Origin of the sequence: Pandoraea pneumonica, from assembly GCF_049918595.1 — a bacterium.
GTDB lineage: Bacteria > Pseudomonadota > Gammaproteobacteria > Burkholderiales > Burkholderiaceae > Pandoraea > Pandoraea pneumonica_A.
This window is the reverse complement of record NZ_JBNCRZ010000004.1, coordinates 677,433-701,578: the sequence shown is the minus strand read 5'-3', so window position 1 is coordinate 701,578 and position 24,146 is coordinate 677,433. Positions and strand designations below refer to the sequence as shown.

The 24,146-nt window shown below is 62.5% G+C and carries 21 protein-coding genes and 1 pseudogene; 9 read left to right on the top strand and 13 right to left on the bottom strand.

The annotated features are described in order from the left end of the window. Positions 1–4 precede the first annotated feature (4 nt). Positions 5–334, bottom strand: coding sequence for a DMT family transporter (locus ACPWR9_RS19755; RefSeq protein WP_150680495.1), 330 nt, complete (start codon positions 332–334; stop codon positions 5–7). A gap of 158 nt (positions 335–492) precedes the next feature. On the opposite strand from ACPWR9_RS19755, the gene alaC reads away from it, so the two are divergent. Then, entirely contained in the window at positions 493–1,710 is a 1,218-nt protein-coding gene (alaC, locus tag ACPWR9_RS19750; protein ID WP_426330807.1) for an alanine transaminase, read from the top strand. Positions 1,711–1,755: 45 nt separating this feature from the next. On the opposite strand, the gene ACPWR9_RS19745 is transcribed toward alaC, so the two are convergent. After that, positions 1,756–2,547 carry an AraC family transcriptional regulator gene (locus tag ACPWR9_RS19745; protein WP_426330808.1) on the bottom strand — a complete coding sequence of 264 codons (792 nt, stop codon included), beginning with the start codon at positions 2,545–2,547 and terminating at the stop codon, positions 1,756–1,758. Positions 2,548–2,645: 98 nt separating this feature from the next. Between ACPWR9_RS19745 and ACPWR9_RS19740 the strand changes: the two genes are divergently transcribed. Continuing rightward, positions 2,646–3,425, top strand: a complete 780-nt coding sequence (locus ACPWR9_RS19740; protein ID WP_426330809.1) for an alpha/beta fold hydrolase — start codon at positions 2,646–2,648, stop codon at positions 3,423–3,425. Here the strand turns inward: ACPWR9_RS19740 and ACPWR9_RS19735 are convergent. The 4 genes and pseudogenes from ACPWR9_RS19735 to ACPWR9_RS19720 form a co-directional block, all read right to left on the bottom strand. Continuing rightward, the gene (locus ACPWR9_RS19735) at positions 3,394–3,810 is read right to left on the bottom strand and encodes a PPC domain-containing DNA-binding protein (protein WP_426330810.1); all 417 of its coding nucleotides are present in this window, start codon (positions 3,808–3,810) and stop codon (positions 3,394–3,396) included. The genes ACPWR9_RS19740 and ACPWR9_RS19735 overlap by 32 nt on opposite strands. Beyond that, positions 3,807–4,343 carry a hypothetical protein gene (locus ACPWR9_RS19730; RefSeq protein WP_426330811.1) on the bottom strand — a complete coding sequence of 179 codons (537 nt, stop codon included), beginning with the start codon at positions 4,341–4,343 and terminating at the stop codon, positions 3,807–3,809. Before ACPWR9_RS19730 ends, ACPWR9_RS19735 begins: the two co-directional genes overlap by 4 nt. Next, positions 4,340–5,941, bottom strand: a pseudogene (locus ACPWR9_RS19725) (acyl-CoA synthetase); the annotation flags it as partial. The gene ACPWR9_RS19730 and the pseudogene ACPWR9_RS19725, both read right to left, overlap by 4 nt. A gap of 64 nt (positions 5,942–6,005) precedes the next feature. Then, positions 6,006–7,172: an acetyl-CoA acetyltransferase gene (locus tag ACPWR9_RS19720; protein ID WP_150680501.1), complete on the bottom strand. Its 1,167-nt coding sequence runs from the start codon at positions 7,170–7,172 to the stop codon at positions 6,006–6,008. Between the two features lie 643 nt (positions 7,173–7,815). On the opposite strand from ACPWR9_RS19720, the gene ACPWR9_RS19715 reads away from it, so the two are divergent. The 3 genes from ACPWR9_RS19715 to ACPWR9_RS19705 all read left to right on the top strand — a co-directional run bounded on the left by ACPWR9_RS19715 (position 7,816) and on the right by ACPWR9_RS19705 (position 11,572). After that, on the top strand, positions 7,816–8,835 hold the full coding sequence (locus ACPWR9_RS19715) for a TRAP transporter substrate-binding protein (RefSeq protein WP_426330812.1): 1,020 nt from the start codon (positions 7,816–7,818) through the stop codon (positions 8,833–8,835). A gap of 15 nt (positions 8,836–8,850) precedes the next feature. After that, on the top strand, positions 8,851–10,713 hold the full coding sequence (locus tag ACPWR9_RS19710) for a TRAP transporter large permease subunit (protein ID WP_426331098.1): 1,863 nt from the start codon (positions 8,851–8,853) through the stop codon (positions 10,711–10,713). Between the two features lie 103 nt (positions 10,714–10,816). Beyond that, positions 10,817–11,572 carry an SDR family NAD(P)-dependent oxidoreductase gene (locus tag ACPWR9_RS19705; protein WP_426330814.1) on the top strand — a complete coding sequence of 252 codons (756 nt, stop codon included), beginning with the start codon at positions 10,817–10,819 and terminating at the stop codon, positions 11,570–11,572. 12 nt (positions 11,573–11,584) lie between these two features. Here ACPWR9_RS19705 and ACPWR9_RS19700 read toward each other — a convergent pair whose 3' ends face one another. Then, positions 11,585–12,529, bottom strand: a complete 945-nt coding sequence (locus ACPWR9_RS19700; RefSeq protein WP_426330815.1) for a LysR family transcriptional regulator — start codon at positions 12,527–12,529, stop codon at positions 11,585–11,587. A gap of 391 nt (positions 12,530–12,920) precedes the next feature. On the opposite strand from ACPWR9_RS19700, the gene ACPWR9_RS19695 reads away from it, so the two are divergent. Beyond that, complete coding sequence (locus ACPWR9_RS19695; protein WP_426331100.1) at positions 12,921–13,961, top strand: sigma-54-dependent Fis family transcriptional regulator; 1,041 nt, start codon at positions 12,921–12,923, stop codon at positions 13,959–13,961. A 902-nt stretch (positions 13,962–14,863) separates the two neighbouring features. Then, positions 14,864–16,027, top strand: a complete 1,164-nt coding sequence (locus ACPWR9_RS19690) for a porin (RefSeq protein ID WP_426330816.1) — start codon at positions 14,864–14,866, stop codon at positions 16,025–16,027. Positions 16,028–16,145: 118 nt separating this feature from the next. On the opposite strand, the gene ACPWR9_RS19685 is transcribed toward ACPWR9_RS19690, so the two are convergent. Beyond that, positions 16,146–17,576 carry a gamma-glutamyl-gamma-aminobutyrate hydrolase family protein gene (locus ACPWR9_RS19685; protein ID WP_426330817.1) on the bottom strand — a complete coding sequence of 477 codons (1,431 nt, stop codon included), beginning with the start codon at positions 17,574–17,576 and terminating at the stop codon, positions 16,146–16,148. A gap of 323 nt (positions 17,577–17,899) precedes the next feature. Here ACPWR9_RS19685 and ACPWR9_RS19680 point away from each other — a divergent pair, with 323 nt between their 5' ends. Further along, on the top strand, positions 17,900–18,181 hold the full coding sequence (locus ACPWR9_RS19680; RefSeq protein ID WP_426330818.1) for a YkvA family protein: 282 nt from the start codon (positions 17,900–17,902) through the stop codon (positions 18,179–18,181). Between the two features lie 78 nt (positions 18,182–18,259). Here ACPWR9_RS19680 and ACPWR9_RS19675 read toward each other — a convergent pair whose 3' ends face one another. From ACPWR9_RS19675 to ACPWR9_RS19665, 3 genes are all read right to left on the bottom strand, one after another. Next, the gene (locus ACPWR9_RS19675) at positions 18,260–19,234 is read right to left on the bottom strand and encodes a quinone oxidoreductase family protein (RefSeq protein WP_426330819.1); all 975 of its coding nucleotides are present in this window, start codon (positions 19,232–19,234) and stop codon (positions 18,260–18,262) included. A 68-nt stretch (positions 19,235–19,302) separates the two neighbouring features. Continuing rightward, entirely contained in the window at positions 19,303–19,722 is a 420-nt protein-coding gene (locus ACPWR9_RS19670; protein WP_426330820.1) for a methylglyoxal synthase, read from the bottom strand. 15 nt (positions 19,723–19,737) lie between these two features. Then, complete coding sequence (locus ACPWR9_RS19665) at positions 19,738–20,517, bottom strand: SDR family oxidoreductase (protein ID WP_426330821.1); 780 nt, start codon at positions 20,515–20,517, stop codon at positions 19,738–19,740. Positions 20,518–20,752: 235 nt separating this feature from the next. Between ACPWR9_RS19665 and upp the strand changes: the two genes are divergently transcribed. Further along, a complete protein-coding gene (upp, locus tag ACPWR9_RS19660; protein ID WP_426330823.1) occupies positions 20,753–21,403 on the top strand; it encodes a uracil phosphoribosyltransferase in 651 nt (216 codons plus the stop codon). A gap of 24 nt (positions 21,404–21,427) precedes the next feature. Here upp and ACPWR9_RS19655 read toward each other — a convergent pair whose 3' ends face one another. Together ACPWR9_RS19655 and ACPWR9_RS19650 are read right to left on the bottom strand one after the other, a co-directional pair. Further along, positions 21,428–22,345, bottom strand: a complete 918-nt coding sequence (locus ACPWR9_RS19655; RefSeq protein ID WP_426330824.1) for a DMT family transporter — start codon at positions 22,343–22,345, stop codon at positions 21,428–21,430. A 61-nt stretch (positions 22,346–22,406) separates the two neighbouring features. Continuing rightward, positions 22,407–23,993 (bottom strand): helicase HerA-like domain-containing protein, encoded by a 1,587-nt coding sequence (locus tag ACPWR9_RS19650; RefSeq protein WP_426330826.1) that lies wholly within the window; start codon positions 23,991–23,993, stop codon positions 22,407–22,409. Positions 23,994–24,146: the final 153 nt, after the last annotated feature.

Sequence of the window (24,146 nt, the reverse complement as noted above, 5' to 3'; positions counted from 1 at the left end):
CAGCTCAATGCGCCGACGACTTCGACCACAGATTCATCACCAGCACACCGGCGATGATGAGCGCCATACCCAGCATCGCCGCCGCATCGAGCTTCTGCCCGAACAACACGCGCGACGCGATGGAGATCAGCACGATACCCAGCCCCGACCACATCGCATACGCGATGCCCACGGGAATGGTGCGCAGCGTGAGCGAGAGCATATAAAACGCCACGCCGTACCCCGCCACGACCAGCACCACCGGCCCCACGCGCGAGAATCCGTCCGACGCCTTGAGCGCCGACGTGGCAATCACCTCCGCCACAATCGCCACCAACAAGTACAGATACGCCATCGTTATCCTCCGGTTTTCAAGGCCGCTCATCATAACCGACAGCCCCCGAAAATTTGTCTTGCACAACCGCGCGCTGCCTTGCTAAAGTCGCCGTCACGGTGTGGCCAGCACACCGGCGTCGCTCGGACGGTTCCGGGCGCTTACGTTCCAGGATCAACATGTCAGGCTCCCAGAGCTCGCGCAGCTTTGCGCGCATCAATCGTCTTCCCCCGTACGTCTTCAACATCACCGCCGAACTCAAAATGGCGGCGCGCCGTCGTGGCGAAGACATCATCGATCTCTCGATGGGCAACCCTGACGGGGCCACCCCGCCCCACATCGTCAGCAAACTCGTCGAAGTGGCACAACGCCCCGATACGCACGGCTACTCGACTTCGCGTGGCATTCCGCGTCTGCGTCGCGCCATCACCCGCTGGTACAAAGACCGCTACGACGTCGAACTCGACCCCGAGCGCGAAGCCATCGTCACGATCGGTTCGAAGGAAGGTCTCGCCCACTTGATGCTCGCCACGCTCGACCAAGGCGACACGGTGCTCGTGCCCAACCCCTCGTACCCGATCCACATCTACGGCGCGGTCATCGCCGGTGCGAACATTCGCTCCGTGCCCATGACGCCCGGCATCGACTTCTTCACCGAACTCGAACGCGGCATTCGCGAAAGCCATCCGAAGCCCAAGATGGTGATTCTCGGCTTCCCGTCGAACCCCACGGCGCAGTGCGTCGAGCTTGAATTCTTCGAACGCGTCATCGAGCTCGCCCGTAAGCACGACATCCTCGTCGTGCACGATCTGGCCTACGCCGACATCGTCTATGACGGGTACAAGGCGCCCTCGATCATGCAGGTGCCGGGCGCACAAGACGTTGCCGTTGAATTCTTCACGCTCTCGAAGAGCTACAACATGGCCGGGTGGCGCATCGGTTTCATGGTCGGTAACTCGGAGTTGGTTGCGGCGCTCGCGCGCATCAAGAGCTATCACGACTACGGCACGTTCACGCCGGTGCAGGTCGCGGCTATTGCTGCGCTGGAAGGCGATCAGACATGTGTCGAAGAGATTCGCGCGCAATACCAGCGGCGTCGCGACGTGCTTTATAAGGGCTTGATCGAAGCGGGCTGGGCCGTCGATCTGCCGAAAGCCTCGATGTATATCTGGGCGCGCATTCCGGAGCCGTATCGCGCCCTCGGTTCATTGGAATTCGCGAAGAAACTGCTCGCACAAGCGAAGGTATCGGTCTCGCCCGGCATCGGTTTCGGCGAGTACGGCGACGAATACGTGCGCTTCGCACTCATCGAAAACGAATCGCGGATTCGTCAGGCAGTGCGCGGTATCAAGCACATGTTTCGTGAGGACGGACTCGTGACGCCGACAGTGGCGTAAGTCGTTACGACATAGCGCTAGATAGCAACACGCCGGGGCAGCCGATCATTCGGATGCCCCGGTTTGCGTTTCCAAATACCGGCTCGGCACATCGCCCAGCACACGGCGAAATGCCGAAGTAAAGGCGCTTGGGCTGCCGTAGCCCAAATCGAGCGCAACGCGCGTCACCGACTGTCCCTCGCTCAGGCGTGCAATCGCTGCCAACAAACATACCTGCTGTCGCCATTCGGCAAAACTCACACCCGTCTCGTCGCGGAATCGTCGGGTGAAAGTACGCCGACTCATCGCAGCTGCAACGGCCACATCATCGAGATCCGTCGCAATCGACGGCGCAGCAAAGATCGCACTACACACCTCCACCAGCCGCGCATCTCGCGGCAACGGCGCATGCAATGACAAGCGCGGCATCGCGGCAATCTCTGCGACCAACAAGGCCATGAGCTTACCGTCTCGCCCGTCGGCGTCGTACATGGCGGGCAAATCCACAGCGTCATCCATCAACTGCCGGAGCAACGGCGACACAGCGTAGACGCAGCAATGCGACGGCATCCCGGCCGCCGCACCAGCCTCACTAGCGATGAACGTGTTGAGCATGGTCACGGGGCCGCTCATGGTCATCTCGTGCTGCATGCCCGCAGGCACCCAGCAAGCGCGCTGCGGCGGCACGAACCATCGCCCTTGCGGTGTGGCAACCGTAATCATGCCGCGCGACGCGAACGCGAACTGCCCTCGGCCGTGCGCATGTTCAGGGTAGGTCGACCCGGCCGGATAGTCGTTAGCCGTCACAACCACGCTGCGCGGCAAGGTTTCGTAGGGATCGAGCAGGGTATTTCGCATGGCCCGAATTCTACAGCGATTGACCTAATGTTGACGGCGGGCAGCGGCACCGACACCTACGATTCCCCGTGTCGAAACGATTCATACCTGGAGTTGTGATGCCCAATACTTTTCATCGCGTGGGGACTGGCCCTCACGTTGTGCTCGTCCTGCACGGCTGGTTCGGCGACGCCCACTCGTTCGACGCCATCGAAGCATGGCTCTCGCGCGACGAATTCAGCTACGTCTTCATGGACTACCGCGGTTACGGCGGCATGCGCGAAGTCGCAGGCGCCTACACCATCGACGAGATTGCCGACGACGCGCTCGCGTCAGCCGACGCCATCGACGCGCCGAGCTTCAGCCTCATCGGTCACTCCATGGGCGCCATGGCCATCGAAAAAATCGCCGTCCGCGCGCCTGAGCGCGTTCGCGCGTTGATACCGCTTACGCCAGTGCCATGCGGCGGCGTGCCGTTCGACGCGGCGAGTCGCGCGATGTTCGAAAACGCGGCGCACGACATAGCGCTTCGCAAGGCGATCATCGACCGCAGCACCGGCAACCGGCTGCCATCGCCATGGATCGAATGGAAGGCGGCTTACTCGGCATCGCACTCGACGCCGGAAGCCTTCGCCGCTTACTTCGCCGCGTGGGCCGATACCGACTTCAGCCACGAGATAACAGGCGTGCACCCGATGAAAGTGCTCGTCGGCGAACATGACCCGACGTTCAACGCAACGCTCGTGCGCGAGACGTATCTGCAACGATATCCCCACGCCACGCTCGAGGTCTTGCCGAACGCCGGTCACTATCCGATGAACGAAACGCCACTCGCACTCGTCACCGCCATCGAGTCCTTCCTGCGCATCACGACACCGGCAACCACTCTTGCAACGTGACTTCGATGGTGATGAACGACAGGTTGCCGCCGCGCACGAAGCGACCGGCGAACATGCGCCCTTCGGTGTCGGCCACCATGCCGTGCAGCATCGGCAGCGCGTTCGCCGGGTCGGTGCGCACATCGACTTCGCCAAACACGTTAAGGATTTCCACGCCCGGGCCCTGCACGAGTTGCTCGCGCCAGCCCTCTCCCGCGCGAAACGCGAGGCGTGCATCGATCAGACTGCCGACCGCCCCACGCACGATGGCGCGCGAGATCGCATGCTCCGCGCACAGCGCTTCGATGCTTTCGGTCAGGTCCTGATTCGGTTTGAGACGGGCCACCACCAGCCGGCCCAGCGTGCCATTCTCGATGGCGACGGGAACATCGAGCGCTGCGCTCATGAGCGATCTCCGGCAACGGGATGGAGCAGGTGAAAGCGCGTTTCCTCATCGTCTGCGGTCACATAGCCGCCATGCTCGAACAAGCACAGGCGGATCACCACGGGCTCGTCGCCGGCCCACGTGTGATCGAGAATCAGATGGCCGCCGTGCAATGTGCCCGACGGGTCGGAAAACCCCGCATGGCAATGCAGCAGCGTCGCACCGTCCGCTGTGCGGCCCACCGTGATGGCGCCGCCGATCAGGTCCACTTCCCGGGTTTCGTCGACCGGCGCCCCGTACCCGAAGGGGCGCTCTGCATCTGCGGTGTTCTCGATCATGTGATACCGCAGACCTCGCGCGGTCCCCGCGCAAAAACGGCCGACGCCGCCGCCGTACGCATAGCGGGATAACGCCGCGCGTAACGACTCGCCAAGATTCGCACCAGACCGGATCGTCACGCGCAGTTCGTGCTGCCCGCTCAACACGCAGTCTTCCACACGGGGTAACGTGGGGGCGCCTGCATGCCGATAGATCCGTGAAAGCGCAGGTTTCATAGTCGATAGTCTCCTTGCTCTTCGAGCATCGTCTTGATTTGCTTCTTCACGATCTTGCCGTAGCCCGACTTGGGCATGGCATTCCAGAACACGAAACGGCGCGGCCACTTGTAGCGGGCAATGCGCGCTTCGAGATGTCCCAGCAACTCGTCGGCTTGCGCGGCCATGCCCTCACGGGCCACCACGACCGCCAGCCCGCTCTCACCCCACTTGGGGTCGGGCACGCCGAGCACTGCGCACTCGGACACGGCCGGGTGCGTGAGCAACGCTTCCTCGATCTCGCGCGGATACACGTTCGAGCCGCCCGAGATGTACATGTCCGACGCGCGTCCGGTGATGTACAGGAACCCCTGCTCATCGACGTGGCCGAGATCGCCGGTGTGGAACCAGTCGTCCTTGAACGCCTTGGCGTTCGCGTCGGGGTTGTTGTGATACCCCATGAACACCGCCGGACCACGCACGCAAATCTCCCCCGAACCGAACGGCGGCTGACGCACGCCATGCTCGTCGAGAATCGCGACCTCCATGCCGGTGCGCGGCAATCCGCAGGTGCCCACGCGCGCATCGGGCGCGTCGTCGTCATCGCCATGCAGCCACGGCGGCAGCACCGTGATGTTGCCCGTCACTTCGCCCAGACCGTAGTACTGCACGAGCACGCGGCCCAGCTTTTGCAGCGCGTACTTCTGATCGGCGCGATACATCGGCGCGCCTGCATAAATCACGAAGCGCAACGAGCTGTGATCGTATTCATCGACCGCCGGGTCTTCGACCAGCATCTTCACGATGGTCGGCACGGTGAACATGTTGTCGACACGATGTCGCTCGATCGCCTGCCAAACTTGCGCCGCATCCATCTTTTCGCCGGGCAGCAACACGCTCGCTGCACCACGTGCCGTATTCACGATGGCGTGAATACCTGCGCCGTGCGAGAGCGGTGCCACCACCATGGAACGGCTGCGATAGGTGATGCCCGGCATCAGGTCGGCGAGATGGTTGGTGACGACGAACGCCATTTGCCCATGCGAGAGCACGCCCGCCTTCGGATGCCCCGTCGTGCCCGAGGTGTAGAAGAACCACAGCGGGTCTTCGTACTCCACTTCTTCCTCGAACTCCGGCGCGCCCATGTGCTCGGCGACCAGCGTCTCGTAGTGCAGTTCGCCCGCGCGCGGCGTGCCCAGCGCGATCACGTGGCGCAAGGCGGGTGAGGCGGCCTTCACCGCGTCGACGTGTCCTTCGAAACCCGCGTCGTAGATCATTGCGCACGCGCCGCTCGACTGGCCGAGATACGCCGCTTCCGGCGCGGTAATACGGAAATTCGTGGGCACCCAGATCGCACCGAGCTTGAACGCGACCCACGCGCTCTCGAAGATCGGCAGATTGTTGCGCGAGTGCACCAGCAGCTTGTCGCCCTTGCCCACACCGAGCTTGCGTAACGCATCGACGGCGGCATTCACGCGAGCGTCGATTTCGCCCCACGTCGCCACCTTGTCGCCGATGATCACACCCGCCTCATTCGGATGGCGCCGGGCAACGTCGGCCAACAGGCGGCCGAGATTCATGACCTTCTTGAGCATCTTGCTCGTCTCCTCTGCTTTGCGCTTTGTCTGCTTTGCACGGCCGTGCCCTGCGCATCGAACACGGCCGCTGGTCCATTCATGCCGATCAACGCGCTTCGAGAATGCTCACGTAGTTGGCCACCGCCGCGCCGCCCATGTTGAACACACCGGCGAGCTTGGCGTTCGGAATCTGCATCTCGCCCGCCGTGCCCGTGAGTTGCATCGCGGCCATGACGTGCATCGATACCCCCGTCGCCCCCACCGGATGCCCCTTCGCCTTCAGACCGCCCGACGGGTTGACCGGCAGCAAGCCGTCTTTCTCCGTCAGCCCCTCGGCGACGACACTGGCACCCTGCCCAGGCTTAGCCAGCCCCATGGCCTCGTATTCGATGAGCTCGGCGATGGTGAAGCAGTCGTGCGTCTCGACCAGCGACAAGTCTTTGAGCGATAACCCGGCAACGCCCAGCGCCTGACGCCACGCGTGTTGTCCGCCTTCGAACGCGAGGGCGTCACGGCGCGAGAGCGGCAGATAGTCGTTGACCTGCACAGCTGCGCGAAAACCCACGGCCTTCGGCATGGTGCGAGCGACATCGGCCTTCGAGATCACGAGTGCGGCGGCACCGTCGGAAACCATGGAGCAATCGGTGCGCTTGAGCGGACCGGCGACGAACGGGTTCTTCTCGGAGACGTTGCGGCAGAAGTCGTAACCGAAGTCGCGGCGCATGTGAGCGTACGGGTTGACCGTGCCGTTGCGATGGTTCTTCGCCGCGATGCGCGCGAGCGCGTCGGACTGATCGCCGTAGCGATCGAAGTACTGCTGCGCAATGGTGCCGAACACCCCGGCGAAACCGCCCGGAATACCGGCTTCTTCGCGGGCATAAGAACACTTGAGCAGCACTTCGCCGACTTGCGGGTTAGCAAGCTCGGTCATCTTCTCGAAACCGATCACGAGCACGTGCGTGGCCTTGCCCGCTTCGATAGATTGCAGCCCGCCATGCACGGCTGCAGAACCGGTGGCACACGCGTTTTCGTAGCGCGTTGCGGGTTTGAAGCGTAGACCGGGAATGTTGTTGAAGACGAGCGACGACGGGAAATCCTGATACAGGAAGCCGCCGTTGAAAGTGCCGACATGAATCGAGTCGATCTGCTCGGGCGCGAGGCCCGCATCGTCGAGCGCGGCTTGCGCCACCTGGGCCAGCAGAACTTCGGCGTCGACGTTATCGAGTTTGCCGAACTGGGAGTGGGCCCAGCCCGTAAGGCATGCAGCAACCATGAAGTATCTCCGGAAAATTGGGGTGATCCAGACTCCGGTGAGCAATTTCGATGCCAGTTTTGCGCGGCTCATGAACGCCACGACATCGAACGCCGCTTGCGCAACCAGACGGCAGGCGATTCGTGCCCTCGTCCGGACACACGCTTGTGGCGTGCGCGCAATTGACGTAAGCGTAAAGCCGGATTCCCAAGCGCATCAAGTGAATTCGAATGCCCCGCGAGTGAGGCGAATTTGCTGTGATGCAGCAATGCTTTCCGAGTCGAATCACGGGTGTCTCACGTGCGACAGGTGTCGCACCGACTGTCGCACTCACGCGAGACACCTGTCTCAATCGGCGCCCCCGATGCGACAGGTGTCGCATGCCCGCGCACGGCCCAGTTGATCCCCATGCAGGCCCGTCTTGCCTCGTCCCCCGCTTGTTCCACCTGACAAAAGCCACTGCGCCGTGGGTTGGCGATCGCGTGGATGCTTAACAACGTAAGGGTTTTCCCGTCAGGACGTCGAACTGGCATTCGATTTGCGTAAGATAGCCAAGCCACTTGCGAGCCCGCTTTCCGAGTTGGCAGGAAGGTTGCAGGGCAACATGCCCGCACCTTCCCGCTTCAGACGCAGTCACCAAACCTAAAACAAGGAGACATGCAGTATGAGCACCATGGATCGTCGCCACTTCATCAAAGTTGTGGCCGCCACATCGGCAGCCGCCGCCACGGGGTTGTATCAGACGCAGGCACACGCCGCCGAGATCACGCTGAAGTTCGCCAACAACCTGCCGATCAGCCATCCGATGAATATCCGCGCCAAGGAGATGGCGCAGAAGATCGCGGAGCAATCGAAGGGCCGCATCGACTTCCAGATCTACCCGAATAACCAGCTCGGCACCGATAGCGACATGCTGAGTCAGATTCGCTCGGGCGCAATCGACTTCTTCACGCTCTCGCCGCTGATTCTCGGCACGCTGGTGCCCTCGGCGCAGATCTCGGGCGTGGGCTTCGCGTTCAAGGACTACAGCCAAGTCTGGGCCGCCATGGACGGCGATCTCGGCGCGCACGTGCGCGGTCAAATCGCGAAGACCACGGTGTTCGCTTTCGACAAGATTTGGGAGAACGGGTACCGCCAGATCACCACGAGCAATCGCCCGATCAACTCCCCGGCCGACCTCAAGGGCCTGAAGATTCGCGTGCCGACGAGCCCGCTGTGGACGTCGATGTTCCGCGCGTTCGATTCGTCGCCGACGTCGATCAACTTCTCGGAAGTCTATTCGGCGTTGCAGACGAAGATCGTCGAAGCGCAGGAGAACCCGCTCGCCCTACTCACGACGGCCAAACTGTACGAAGTGCAGAAGTACGTCTCGATGACGAACCACATGTGGGACGGCTTCTGGTTCCTAGCCAACAAGCAGAAGTGGGACAAGATTCCGAAGGACTTGCAAGACATCATCACCGCCAACGTGAATGCTGCCGCACTGGTGCAGCGCGACGACGTGAAGAAGCTCAACGACGGCGTGATGGTCGAGCTCAAGCAGAAGGGTCTCGTGTTCAACGCACCGAACAACGAGCAGTTCCGCGACAAGTTGCGCTCGGCAGGCTTCTACACCGAATGGCATAAGAAGTTCGGTGACGAGGCTTGGGCGATGCTGGAAAAGTACACCGGGAAGCTCGCGTAAATGGAAACGTTGACGATGACGGCCGAGCCCACGCACGCGCTCGCCCGCCTCTTCTGCCACGTCAACCGCGCGGTGATGAAAGTCACCGAAGCGGTTGCCGTGCTGCTGGTCGTGGCGGAGACTCTCATCCTGCTCGCGGGCGTGATCTCGCGGTACGGGTTCGACAATCCACTCACCTGGTCGGATGAACTGGCGCAAATCCTGTTCATCTGGCTATCGATGCTCGGCGCGGTGATCGCGCTCGATCGCGGTGAGCACATGCGTTTGTCCGCCATCGTCAACAAGCTTCCTCCGGCGTGGCGCGACTGGTTCCAGACGATGGCCGCGCTCACCGTGTGCGTGTTCGTGGCGCTCATCATCATGCCGGCCTACACGCATGCCATCGAACAGATGGACATCACCACGCCTGCGCTCGAAATTCCCGATGGCTTGCGTGCCGCCGCATTGCCGGTAGGTGCCGCCCTCATGCTGCTCGCCGCCATCTCTCGCATGGCGCGTTGCTCCACGGTGCGCCAGTTCGGGTTGGGCGTGTTGGTCGTCGCCGCACTCGGCGCAGCGCTTTGGCTAGGTCGCCCGGCGCTGATCGCGATGGGCAACTACAACCTGCTGGTGTTCTTCGTGCTGATCGTCGGCGTGTGTGTGGCGGGCGGCATTCCGATTGCGTTTGCCTTCGGCACGGCAACGCTCGCCTATCTCGCGCTTGTGACGGACGCCCCCTTGCAGATCGTCGTGAGCCGCATGGACGAGGGCATGTCGGGCCTGATCCTGCTCTCGGTGCCGCTCTTCGTGCTGCTGGGTGCCCTGATTGAAATGAGCGGGCTGGCACGCAGCCTGATCGAATTCATGGCCTCGCTGCTCGGCCACGTGCGCGGCGGCCTGCAATACGTTTTGCTCGGCGCCATGTTCCTTGTCTCGGGTATCTCGGGCTCGAAAGCTGCCGACATGGCCGCTGTAGCCCCGGCACTGTTCCCGGAGATGCAACGCCGCGGCTCGAAGCCGGAAGACCTCGTCGCGCTGCTCGCCTCGACGGGTGCGATGACGGAGACGATTCCGCCGAGTCTGGTGCTGATTACGATCGGTGCGGTGTGCGGTGTGTCGATTACCGCGCTCTTTGTCGGCGGCCTGCTGCCCGCCGTGATCGCCACGCTCGCCATCGTGGTGGTGTGCTTCACGCGCTCGCGCAAGGAAGCCGCCAGCGCCGCGCGTCGTGCGCCGTGGAGCGTGATCGGCAAGACGTTCATCATCGCGCTGCCAGCGCTCGCACTGCCGATCCTGATCCGTACGGCTGTGATCGAAGGCGCCGCGACGGCGACGGAAGTCTCGACGGTGGGCATCGCCTACACCATCGTGATCGGCCTGATCGTGCACGCGTTCAAGAAGCATCTGAACTTCAAACGGCTTTACCCGCTGCTCACGGAAACTGCCGCGCTGTCGGGCGCGATTCTGCTGATTATCGGCATGGCCACCGCCATGGCTTGGGCGCTCACGCAGTCGGGCTTCTCAGCCAAGCTGGTTGGCCTGATGCACGGCGTGCCAGGCGGGCAGGTCGGGTTCTTGCTGATCTCGATGGTCGTGTTCATCGTGCTGGGCAGTGTGCTCGAAGGCATCCCCGCCATCGTGCTGTTCGGCCCGTTGCTGTTCCCGGTGGCGCGCTCCTTGGGAATTCACGACGTGCACTACGCCATGGTCGTTATTCTCTCGATGGGCATGGGGCTGTTTGCCCCGCCGCTCGGTGTCGGCTTCTACGCCGCGTGCGCCATCGGCAAAACGTCTCCCGACAAGGTGTTCAACCGCATGTGGACCTACATGGGCGCGCTGCTCGTTGCGCTGCTGATCGTGGTCTTCGTGCCGTGGATCTCGATCGGCTTCCTGAAGTAAGTGTGACTGGGGCCTGTGCCCCACTAGGTAACTGACGGGCTCCGCCGCTTTGCTGGCGGCGGAGCCCGAGCTGTAAATCGAAATAAATTTAGGAGTCCATAGCATGACCCAGAAAGTGGCAGTGGTGACAGGCGGCGGCATGGGTATCGGTGCGGCCATTTGCGAGCGGCTGGCCAGCGACGGCATGACGGTCGTGGTCGCCGATCTGAACGAGGCAGGCGCCAACGAGACGGCGGGCAAACTCCGGGAAGCGGGCCACGACGCGTGGGCGCTCGCGATGAACGTGGGCGACGAAGCGTCGATTGCCGACGGGTTCCGGCAAGTGGCGCAAAAGCACGGGCGCTGCGATGTGCTGGTCAATAACGCGGGTATCGCCAAGACGTTTCCGTTTCTCGACTATCCACTCGATCACTGGCATCAGGTGATGGCCGTCAATCTCACCGGCACGCTGCTGTGCGGCCAGCACGCCGCCCGGCTGATGCGCGAGCAACGCTGGGGACGCATCGTCAATCTCGCCTCAGTGGCCGGAATTCTCGCGAGCGCCGGGCGCACGGCGTATGGCACGTCGAAGGCCGCCGTGATCGGCCTGACGCGTCAGATGGCGATCGAACTGGCGCCGTTCGGCATTACGGCCAACGGCGTGGCACCGGGCCCCATCGATACGCCGCTCACGAAAGTGCTGCACTCGGATATCTCGCGCCAGCACTACACGGAAACCACACCCCTCGGCCGTTACGGCCTGCCGCAAGAGATCGCCGGGGCGGTGAGCTTTCTGGCGTCGGACGATGCGTCGTATGTGACTGGGCACATCTTGCCGGTCGACGGCGGCTTCGTCGCCGCCGGGATTCTGGAAATCTGAGTGGGAGTTTGATCAGCGCAGGCTGGTGTCCGGCAAATCGGGCACCACCCGCGCGCCCGGCACGCGCTGCATCTCGCGCCACGCGCGCTGGGCATTTTCCACAAACGTGGCAACACACGGGTTGTGATTGTCGCGACTCCACAGCAGGGCCACTTCTGCCACCGGGGCATTGCGCAGCGGCTTGAACACCGCGTTGCCCGACGCGCTCGCACTGCTCATCGACATCGGCACCATCGCCACGCCCAGCCCCTCGCCGACCAGATTGATAATCGTTTGCTGAAGGTTTGTCTCAAGCCGGATATGCGGCGCGAAACCTGCTCGACGGCAATGCGTGACGATCAGGTCGTAGACCAGCGGGGCAATCTCGCGCGGAATGCTCACAAACGACTCGTCGGATAGCTGTGTGGCGTCGAGCAATGTCACATCGGCCAACGCATGCGTGCGCGGGATCACGGCCACCATCTCTTCGCGGAACACTGTCGCCGTATCGAGCCCGGACAAGTCCTCCGGGCGGTACATGATGCCCACGTCTATCCGCCCGGCACGCACCGATTCGGCCAGCAAATTGGGCAGCGCCTCGGCGAGCTTCATGTCGACACGCGGATACGCGGCCGCATAAGTGCGTGTGAGCGCGGGCAGGATGTTGTAAGCCGAAGACATCATGAAGCCCACGGTAATCGCGCCATCCTCCCCCCGGCTTGCCGCGACGACGTTGCGCTTCGCCCGATCCACCGAGTTGAGAATTTCCACTGCGTCCTGATAAAACCGCGCCCCGGCCCGGGTCAGCCGCACGCTGCGGCGCGTGCGTTCGAATAGCTGCACCCCCAACTCGGCTTCCATCAACGCAATCTGCCGCGAGAGCGGCGGCTGCGAGATATGCAATTGCTGCGCCGCCCGGCCGAAATGCAAGGTCTCGGCCAGCGCGACGAAATACTGGAAATGGCGCAGCTCGATCATTTGATACCCCAAAGGTATTAATAGCGCATCAATATTGTATTGGATGTTATGACTGCGCGGTCGTATGCTCCATTGGCGGTCGCTACCCGAGCGAGACGCAACAATAAAGAGACGTGAAGGAAACGCCAGGCCAAAAGCCACCGACGGCGACCTTTCGTAACGATACGAGAAGGAGACAGTCATGCCCGCTCACCTTGCTGTAGCGAAAGCCCCCGCTCGACCCGTCAGTCCGCTTGGCTCCCTTGGCACCGTCACCCCGCTCGGCACGTCGGCCACCTTTGGCAACGTCGCCTCAATCACCCCCGTCGCCCCCGTCGCCCCTATTGCCTCCTTTGCACCGCTCGGCCAAGCCGCGATGGCACCAGCGCCCGCCACGGCCGCTCAGCGCCAGATGCGCCCCGACTATCTCGCCATCGACGATCTCAGCGGCACCGATGCCCGCATGCGCGACCTGCTCGCACGCGGCAAGCGCTTCGTCGATCGCGGCCTGCCGGTACTGATTCTCGGCGAGACCGGCACAGGTAAGGAGTTTCTCGCGCGCGCACTGCATGCTTATAGCGAACGGCGCGCGCAAGCATTCGTCGCGATCAACACCGCGTCGATTCCTGAACATCTGGTCGAGAGCGAATTGTTCGGCTATCAGCGCGGTGCATTCTCGGGCGCGCTCCCCGGCGGCATGAAAGGCAAATTGCAACAAGCCGATGGCGGCACGCTGTTTCTCGATGAAATTGGCGACATGCCGTATGCGCTGCAAACGCGGCTGCTGCGTGTGCTGTCGGAGCGAGAAGTCACACCGCTAGGTGCGAGCCGTGCCATTCCTGTCGACGTGCAGTTGATTTGCGCGACGCATCAGGATCTCGCTAGCGCGCTCGCGCAGGGCAAGTTTCGCGAAGACCTCTATTACCGTGTTGCTGTGGGTGTGCTGACGTTGCCCACGCTGCACGAACGCGACGACAAGCCTGAACTCATTGCGCGCATGCTCTGCGACGAGTGGCCCGGCCTGCGCATGGATCAAGCGCTCGCGCGCGTGTCGGCAGACGCGATGACGCATCTGCTCACCTATGCGTGGCCCGGCAACCTGCGACAGATGCGCGCGGCATTGCGCTACGCGTGCGCAGTGATGAACGGGAATGTGATGCGAGTGGAGGATTTGCCGCCAGCGGTGACGGCGGCGACTTCGATGACGCACGTGGCGCCGACGGCAGCCGTGGCGAACACAACCTCGGCCAACGTCGCCACGGAGCGCGATACCCCTCGCATGCAGGAGCGTGAGCGCATCTTGCAAGCACTTTCACAACATCGCTGGAATATTTCCGCTGCCGCTCGTACGTTGGGATTTTGTCGTGCGTCGCTGTATCGCAAGCTAAAGCAGTTGAGCATTCCGCACGTGCGCGATTGTGCCGACGCACTGACGTCGGGACACTACGCATGACAACAAAAGCAGACGAGAAACGCGGGCAAAAAACGCAGGCGAAAAAAAAGCGCGGCCGATGAGGCCGCGCCAAGGTTTGGAGACTTTTCACTCAACGCAAAAGTCTACTTCTCGCGGAACGTAGTATAGGTGCGCACCCGCGAAACATTCTCATCATTCGGCGCAATGATTTATTCGCCTGCTCGCAATAGTCTGTAAAACCCCATAAATAAAGGGATTTTTCGACGACGTGCGAAATCGCGCTCGCGAACAACTCGGAATTGCCACATGACTCGTGTTCGATTTCAGCCGCGTACGTTCATCGATGACGCGAAGATGACACAAGGCTGACGCGAACAAAACGATCACGCAATTCGCTGCGTCACATCGCGCTCGACAGCTATATAGAAGTGAGATGAATTCCGTCGATCGCTCACGCAAATCGTGAAGCGAATCTGCGACGACGTTCTCCCTGCAATTTCGTGCGATGCACCGCTCGCGCAAACGGCGAGTGCGACATGAAATCGCAGCGCGGGAACCAATTCAAATCATGCGTGTCGCGCGCAAATCCAGCGCTGGCAACGCTTCGCAGCCGCCTCGTCACTGTGCAAACACTGTGTCCCGAGCGCAACACACACCGCTTGCATCGCCATTTCTCGCCTAGGCTTAATCAAGCCAATCCCTTGTCACACAACGCTTTGCGACGCATCGACACGATTCTTTTCAGAAGTGAAATAGATTCTTGCGGATTCTGAAATAGGCGGGAGTGAAGGCCCCTCATACACTGCCCCCTGTCAGCAGAACAGTGCCGATACCTGATCGGGCCCGCGAATGACAAACCGTCACCTCGACATGTTCTGTTTCGCCGCGTTCTGTTTTCACGCGAATTCTGCGATTCGTGTCACGTTACTGGAGCTTAAACCATGAAAAAAACTCTTCTTGCCGCAGCCGTCGTCGGCGCGTTCTCGGCAACCGCCGCGCATGCACAAAGCAGCGTCACGCTGTACGGTTTGATCGATGCTGGCGTTGCTTACACGAGCAACTCCACCACGTCGGCAGCTTCGGGTTCGAAGAACTTCCGCGCAACGAGCGGCCTGATCAACGGCAGCCGTTGGGGCCTGAAGGGCTCGGAAGACCTGGGTGGCGGTAACAAGGCCATCTTCGTGTTGGAAAACGGTTTCTCGATCAACAACGGTCAATCGGGCCAAAACGGCCGCATGTTCGGTCGTCAAGCCTTCGTCGGCCTGCAGAACGACAAGTTCGGCACGGTGACGGTGGGTCGTCAGTACGACTCGCTGGTTGACTACCTGGCTCCGCTGACCCTGAACGGTTCGTCGTACGGCGGCACGATCGCTTCGCACCCGTATGACAACGACAACACGAACAACTCGTTCCGTGTGAACAACTCGGTCAAGTACTCGAGCGCCAACTACAACGGCCTGACCTTCGGCGGCCTGTATGGCTTCTCGAACAAGGCTGGTGACTTCGCCAACAACCGTGCATTCAGCGCCGGCGTGAACTACGCAAACGGCCCGCTGACGGTGGCTGCTGCTTACTTGGAACGCCAAGGCAACCCGGGTGCTAACAACACCGCAGGTGCAGTGGATACGTCGGCAGGCGGTGACTCGGTGTTCAACGCATCGAAGCAACGCGTGTGGGGTATCGGTGGTAACTACGCCTTCGGCCCGGCAACGGTCGGCCTGGTGTACACCCACACCCAACTGCAAGGTCTGTCGGGCCTGAACTACAACAGCACCGCTGTGTCGTTCAACAACGACGGTCTGAAGTTCGACAACTTCGAAATCAACGGTCGCTACATGCTGACCCCGGCAGTCTCGCTGTCGGCCGCGTACACGTACACGATGGCCAAGCAAGATTCGACCGACCAGAAGCCGAAGTTCCACACCGTTACGCTGCAAGCTGACTACCGTCTGTCGAAGCGCACGGACGTGTACCTGACCGGTTCGTACCAACACATCTCCGACAACCAAGGCACGGGCTTGCAAGCCGGTGTTGGCGCTGCCGGTGGTATGTCGTCGACCAGCTCGCAAACCGTTGTGGGCACGGGCATCCGTCACCGCTTCTAATCGACGCGGACAGAGCGCTGCTAGCAACATCACAGCGCTCTCGACATGAAAAAGGGCAGCCTCGGCTGCCCTTTTTCTTTGGCGATGACGCGAGGGTCATCGCATCAACAACATCACATCAGAAGCGCGTCTCGCGCGCGGCACGCAGGAAGTTATCGAGCACCGGCGTGCAATCCAGAAACTCCGGACCACCCGCGCGGTGAAACTCCGGATGCCATTGCAAGCCCATCACGAACGGCGCCTTGCGATAACGAATCGCCTCCACCACACCATCCTCCGCACACACGGCCTCGACGCTCAGGTCGCGCCCAAGCGTTTTCACCGACTGGTGGTGAATCGAGTTCACGATCGGCACATCGACCGGGCCAAGCATCTGCGCGAGCGACGAGCCTTCGGGGAACGTCAGCGTGTGGCGGTTGTGTTCATAGGTTTCGGTGACGTGAGGAATGGCCTCGGGCAGGTCGGTGGCGATGTCCTGATGCAACGTGCCACCAAATGCCACGTTGATGAGCTGGCAGCCACGGCACACGCCCAGAATCGGTTTGCCCTGCTCGACGAATTCGTGCAGCAGTTCCAGTTCGTACATGTCGCGCATGCGGTCGCCCTGCCACTCGTGGCGCGTGGCGACTTCCGAATACGTGAGCGGTGCAACGTCCGCACCGCCCTGCAATACCAAACCGTCGAGGTGTTTCGCGTAATCGTGCAAACGAATGTGGCTGGGGTGCAATTGGCCTTGCGTATCGACCGTCGGAATCATGAACACCAGCACGTCGCGCGACATCACCCAGTGAGCGATCGATTCTTCGAGATATTGCAGCGTCTTGCTGCGCAGCCCCTTGTTACCGGGCTCCGGATGGAAGATGCGCGCGGAAATGCCAATCTTCAGCGTGCGCTGCGTGATACGTTGCCCAGCGCGGTCGTACCACGCCCGGAAACGCGCGCCGAGGATACGGCGCAGCACCGACCACGGCGAGTCGCCCGCCTGTAAATACGACGGCGCGCCGCCCATCGACGCAGGACTACCGGGGCGCGGCGCGGCGCCGCCGAAGGTTGGCTGATGGGGAGGCTCGCCGCCGCCTGAGCCACCTGAGCCGCCTGCATCAATCGTCCCGCCCGCGCTACCCACGCCAGCGGCCTTCACGTCTTCGCGCGACGTGGCAGCAGGTGGTGCACCAATGGGGTTGCTGTCGGAAGCGACTTCGGCGACCGATTTCTGACTGACCGCCGACGTCGGTGACGTCGCAGGCGGCTGCGGCTTTTCCGCACGTGCATCAGCGGAGGCGCCAGGCTCCTGCGGGTGCACCGGGCGCGTCAGCGTATCGGGATTAGGTGGCATCTCGGCGGAGCCTTCCGCCGTACCGCCCACCGGCTTGCCCGTCGCGCGCGGCGATGCGGGCGTAGCACCCTCGACATACTCCGTCGATTTCGTTGACGCACTCGACGACGTTTCCGGTGTCACGGGCTTGGCTTCGCTTTTGCTCGCGCCGGTATCGGCTTCGGGAGACTTGGGGGGCTGTTGCGGCGTTTTCGGATCTTGAGCGTCGGTCATATTGGCTTTGGGATGCGTCCGCTAGAAGGGGGAAAGTGGGTAGACCACGGCGACCGGCAAATTATCCCGCCGCCCTTATTACGTCGCAACCGCGCAAGCCCACTGGGTACTGCATCAAGCATCGCGTCTCGATGAAACCCTCGCATCGCCACGATGTCGAAGTCATTTGTAACGCAAAGTGCGTGACCATGCCTACCAGCAAGAAAGTTCGCTTACGCGTATCATTCTCAACACTTTGAACGATGTTATACGACGTTTGCGTCGGTTCGGCACGCAATTCTGCACAACCGCCCCGTATTGGCGTCTGTCTTGGGAGTCTGCAAGTGAAACGATTTCTGCGTCTGTGGCAAGTGGCCCGCCACGATTTCCGCATCCTCTGGCACGCTGTGCGCGACCCGCGCCGCCCGCGCTGGCTGCTGCCCGCCGTGGCTGCGCTCGTCGTCTATCTGCTCAGCCCCTTCGATCTGATTCCCGACTTCATTCCGGTTTTCGGCCTGCTCGACGACGTGGTCATCATCGGCATGGTGGTGCACTGGCTCGTAGGACGCTTGCCCGTCGACTTGCGCGAGGACGCCCGCGCGCATGTGTTCACGCAGCGCGCCTGAGCGCAATCGGTCGCGGCAACAAAAAAAGGGACGCCCACGGCGTCCCTTTTCGTTTTCCAACCGATGATCTGCAACCGGTTACGGCATCAACAGCGTCGAGCCCGTCGTCTTGCGCGCTTCGAGGTCACGATGCGCCTGTGCGACGTCGGCCAGCGCATAACGCTGATTGACTTCGATCTTCACCGTGCCCTTGGCCACGACATCGAACAGTTCGTTCGCGGTGGCTTCCAAGTCGGCGCGCTTGGCCGTGTAGTTGAACAAGGTCGGACGCGTGAAGAACAGCGAGCCACGCGACACCAGATCGGCAGTGTTGATCTGCGTGACCGGTCCCGACGCATTCCCGAAATTCACCATCGTGCCCAGCGGTCGCAGGCAGTCGAGCGAGCCGATGAAGGTGTCTTTACCGATCGAGTCGTACACCACCGGCACGCCTTCGCCGCCGGTGATTTCCTTCACGCGTTCGACGAAATTCTCGCGCGTGTAGACGATCGGATGGTCGCAACCGTGCTGGCGCACCAGCGCCGCCTTCTCGTCGGAGCCAACCGTGCCGATCACCGTCGCGCCGAGCGCCTTGGCCCATTGGCAGACGATCAACCCCACGCCACCGGCTGCAGCGTGAATCAGAATCGTGTCGCCCGCTTTCACCGGATACGTGCGGCGCAGCAGATATTGCGCCGTCATGCCTTGCAGCATCATGGCGGCGGCCTGATCGTCGGTGATGCCATCGGGCACACGCACGAGCGGTGCGGCCGGCATCACGCGCGCCTGCGAATAGGCCCCGCACGGACGGCTCGCATACGCGACACGATCCCCCGGCTTCACGTGCGTGACGCCCTCACCCACCGCCTCGACCACACCGGCCGCTTCCATACCGAGGCCCGCGGGCAGCGGCTGGGGATAGAGCCCCGTGCGGAAATACACGTCGATGTAGTTCAACCCGACCGCGTTGTGACGCACGCGTGCCTCGCCCGGGCCCGGCTCGCCCACTTGCACGTCGACGTATTGCATCACTTCCGGGCCGCCGTTCGTTTCGATACGGATCGCTTTTGTCATCCTCGCTCCTTAAGACTTTGGGTGTGTCGCTTTGGGGGTGTGTCGGTAGCTTGCAGGCCGCTCGCCCATTACTTCGGCTGCGCCGCCAGACGGACGATCAACTGTTCGAGCAGCAGTCGCGCCGTGGAGCTATTGGTCGCGCACGGCACGTTGTGCACGTCACAGGCCCGCACCAGCGCGTTGATGTCCGGCTCGTGCGGTTGCGGCGTCATCGGATCGCGCAGGAACAGCACCATGTCGACGCGCCCTTCGGCCAATTGAGCGCCAATCTGCAAATCGCCGCCGTGCGGACCGGAGAGCTTGCGCTCGACTTCGAGGCCTAGTTCCGTGGCAATGCGTCCGCCGGTGGTGCCGGTGGCGACGAGGTCGCACTGACGCAGCACGTCCACATAGTCGCGCGCGACGGCGAGAATTTCATCTTTCTTCTTGTCGTGCGCGATGAGCGCAATACGAACCTTCGGGACGCTTGTGACAGTTGTTACGGTCATGTGGGAAGTCTCTGCCTAGAAAGTGCCGGGGAAAGCGCCGCCGTCGATCAGGACGTTTTGCCCGGTGATATAACCTGCCTGCGCGCTGCACAGGAATGCGCACGTCGCGCCGAATTCGTCCGGCTGTCCGAAGCGGCGCGCCGGAATCGCCGCAGCACGTTTGGCACGCGCTTCGTCGACCGATTGCCCGCTCTTGTCGGCCCACGCTTTCATCGTGCCAGCCAGACGGTCGGTATCGAACGCGCCCGGCAGCAGATTGTTGATCGTCACGTTGTGAGCGACCGTCGTACGCGAGAGCCCCGCGACAAAGCCCGTCAGGCCCGAGCGAGCACCGTTCGAGAGCCCGAGGATATCGATGGGTGCCTTCACCGCCGACGACGTAATGTTCACAATGCGCCCGAACTGGCGCGCGATCATGCCGTCGACCGTGGCTTTGATCAGTTCGATGGGGGTGAGCATGTTCGCGTCGAGCGCGCGAATCCAGTCGTCGCGCTCCCAGTCGCGAAAATCGCCCGGCGGCGGGCCGCCCGCGTTGGTCACGAGGATATCGGGTTGCGGGCACGCGGCGAGTGCCTGTGCGCGACCTTCCGGCGTCGTGATGTCGCAAGCGACTGCGGTAACCTTCACGCCGGTCGACGCGCGAATGGCATCCGCTGCCTCACCCAGCGCCGCCGCGGTGCGCGCCACGATCACCACGTCAGCGCCTGCCTCGGCCAGTGCTTGCGCACAAGCGCGCCCAAGTCCCTTGCTCGCACCGCACACCAGTGCCGTGCGGCCCTTGATTCCCAGATCCATGGTTCAACCTTCCGAATAAGTGGCGACGCCGTCGCGAATTCGTGGAAATACGGCCCTTGCGAGCCGTCTCGCAGCGATTCTAAGGGAATCGGGCGACGGCCGCTGACGCCCGGCCTGATGTCCGGCATTTCAGGTCAATGAGGGGTGCCCGGCGTCGAAAGGCGGACCGCCGTCGTCTGCATCGGCTAAAATCGCGGCCATGCGGGCCACACCGGCCCTGCCTCAGAATGCTGCCATGAAACAAGACAATCGCTTCCCGAATCTCTATATCTGCGATCACCCGCTGATCCAGCACAAGCTCTCGCACATGCGCGACAAGGAAACCTCGACGCGCACGTTCCGTGGCCTGCTGCGCGAGATCACCTTGCTCATGGGCTATGAAATTACGCGCGACCTGCCGCTCACGACCGAGCGCATCGAAACGCCCATGGTCACCATGGATGCCCCCGTCATCGCTGGCAAGAAGCTGGCGATCGTGCCGGTGCTGCGCGCAGGCGTAGGGATGAGCGACGGCTTGCTGGATCTGGTGCCCTCGGCACGCGTGGGCCATATCGGCGTGTATCGCGACGAGCAACATCGTCCGGTGGAATATCTGGTGCGTCTGCCCGATGTGGCCGACCGCCGCTTCATTTTGTGCGATCCGATGGTCGCCACGGGCTACTCGGCCGTGCACGCGGTGGACGTGCTGCGCAAGCGCGGTGTGGAAGAAGAGAACATTGCGTTCCTCGCACTGGTCGCGGCGCCGGAAGGCGTGAAGGTGCTGCACGACGCGCACCCGGGCGTGAAGCTCTATGTGGCATCGCTTGACGAGCGTCTGGACGATCACGCCTACATCATCCCGGGTCTGGGCGATGCAGGCGATCGTCTGTTCGGCACGAAGAACTGAATTTGCGCTGAAGGATCAACGCGCCTAACGATGCTTACGGCGCGTGGCCATCGCCACCCCGATGGCCGCGAGCACCATGCCGCCCCATGCGAGCGGCGGCATGTGCTCACCGACCATGGCCCACGCCGCAAGGGCGGCGGCGGGCGGCACGAGGAAGAACAGCGCCGACACGCGCGACGCCTCCCCACGACGGATCATGGCGAGCAACAGCGAAATGGCCACGATCGAGTTACCGATCACGAGGTAGACGAGCGAGAGCCCGAGCTGCCAGTTCCACGTGACATGCATCGGTTCAAGCCACCACGCGAGCGGCAGCGTCGCCGCAAACCCCACCGCGTATTGCACGAGATTCGACGTAATCGGGTGCTGCCCGACACCGAAGCGCTTCTCGTACAACGTGCCGCAGGTAATCGCGCCGAGCGCGATGAACGTGAGCAGCAGGCCCAGCGACGACGTCGCCTCCACGGCCGAACGCGCCACAATCACCAGCGCCGCCCCGGCCAAGCCTAGCCCCAGACCGATCCAGTTCATCCCGCTCACACGCTCGCCAACCAGATGCGGCACGGCCAGCGCCACGAGAATCGGTTGCAGCGAGGTAATCAACGCCACACTGCCCGCCGAGACGCCTAAGCGCAGCGCGAGATACGTCATGCTGAAGTACAACGCTTGAATCAGCAGGCCGATGACGACGAGATGCCCCCACGCGGCGGCAGTCTTCGGCAAAGGCGGGCGCATGACGATCGCCAGCGGGGCGAGCACCACCAGCACGAGTCCGTAACGCAGCGCGAGGAAGGTAAGCGGATCGGCGTAAGCCAGACCGATCTTGGCGACGGTAAAGCCGACCGACCACAGGAACAGGAAGATCAACGGTGCGGCGCGCAGCCACAGCGGATCGTGAGCAACGCCGGTACGCACCGGTTCAAGCGACGATTTCAGAGACATCGGGAAGCGCAGACTCCTTCATTGTTATTGTTGTCGTGCGTGATGTAAAAACGCCGCCGCGCTATCGGCGGCGGTTGCCGCCGAAGATGCTCCCGAGCACGCCACGAACGATCTCGCGTCCCAACTGACTGCCGATGGTGCGCGCGGTGCTCTTGACCATGGCGTCGATGGGCGTGTCTTTGCGGCTGGTACCGCGTGCCCCTGTGCCGCCACTACTGCCACCGAGGATGCCGCCAAGCGAATCTTTCACCGCATCGAGCAAGCCACCACCGGACGCTTCACCGCCAGCAGGCGCGCCTGCGGCATCGGTTTGCTTGTCTTGCGTGCGGCCCACCAGCTTCTCATAGGCCGACTCGCGATCGACAGCGGTTTCGTACACGCCCGCGACCAGCGAACTCGCCATCAACGCCTGACGCTCCTGCGGCGTGATCGGTCCGATGCGCGACGCCGGTGGCGCGATATAAGCACGCTCGGTAATCGCCGGGCGGCCCTTCTCGTCGAGCAACGACACCAGGGCTTCACCGACACCCAATTCGCCGATCACCTTCTCGATATCCAGCGACGGGTTCGCGCGCATCGTCTGCGCGGCCACCTTCACCGCCTTCTGATCGCGCGGCGAATACGCCCGCAACGCGTGCTGCACGCGATTGCCCAACTGACCAAGCACGGTGTCGGGTACGTCGACCGGATTCTGTGTGACGAAATACACGCCGACGCCCTTCGAACGAATCAGGCGAACCATCTGTTCGATGCGCTCGAGCAACGCCTTCGGGGCCTCGTTGAAGAGCAGATGCGCCTCGTCGAAAAAGAACACCAGCTTCGGCTTGTCGGGGTCGCCCACTTCGGGCAGGCGCTCGAACAGCTCCGCGAGCAACCACAGCAGGAACGTGCCGTAGATACGCGGCGCGGTGAGCAATTTGTCGGCAGCGAGGATGTTGACGATGCCGCGCCCTTGCGCGTCCGTCTGCATGAAGTCGTCGATGTTGAGCATCGGCTCGCCGAAGAACTTGTCGGCGCCCTGCTGTTCCAGCGCCAACAGTCCGCGCTGGATGGCCCCGACCGACGCGGCCGAGATATTGCCGTACTGCGTGGTGAAGCTCGACGCGTTGTCGCCCACGTGCTGGAGCATCGCGCGCAGGTCCTTGCTGTCGAGCAGCAGCAAGCCGTTGTCGTCGGCAATCTTGAATACTAGGTTGAGTACGCCAGTCTGCGTCTCGTTCAGCCCCAGCAGCCGGGCAAGCAGCAGCGGCCCGAGGTCGGAGACGGTGGCGCGCACCGGATGGCCCTGTTCGCCGAATACATCCCAAAGGGTGGCAGGACTGCCGTGCCAGTCGGGGGTCTCGAAGCCCAGATTGGCAATGCGTTCCTTGAGCTTCGGGGTCTCGACGCCGGGTTGCGTGATCCCGGTGAGATCGCCCTTCACGTCGGCGAGAAACACCGGCACGCCGATATCGGAGAACGCTTGCGCGATGACTTGCAGCGTCACGGTCTTGCCGGTGCCGGTCGCACCGGTAATCAGGCCGTGCCGGTTACCCATCGCGGGCAGCAATCCGAGCAGGTGCTCGGCGTTGCGGGCAATGATCAGCGAGTCGTTCGAAGGAGAGGCAGGGGACGGCGACGCTTGCGACGGCGCGGGCTTCTTGGGCATGAGCGACCTCGGCAGTAGACAACGGCGCGGGTCGTGACACGGCGCAGCAAACACCCGTGGCACGGTGCGGCGGCATGATAAAATTGCCTCCGATTATAGCGGCAGGTTGCCGCCCGGGCCGTCTCGGCTGGGGCCCCACCTGTCAAGCGCCCG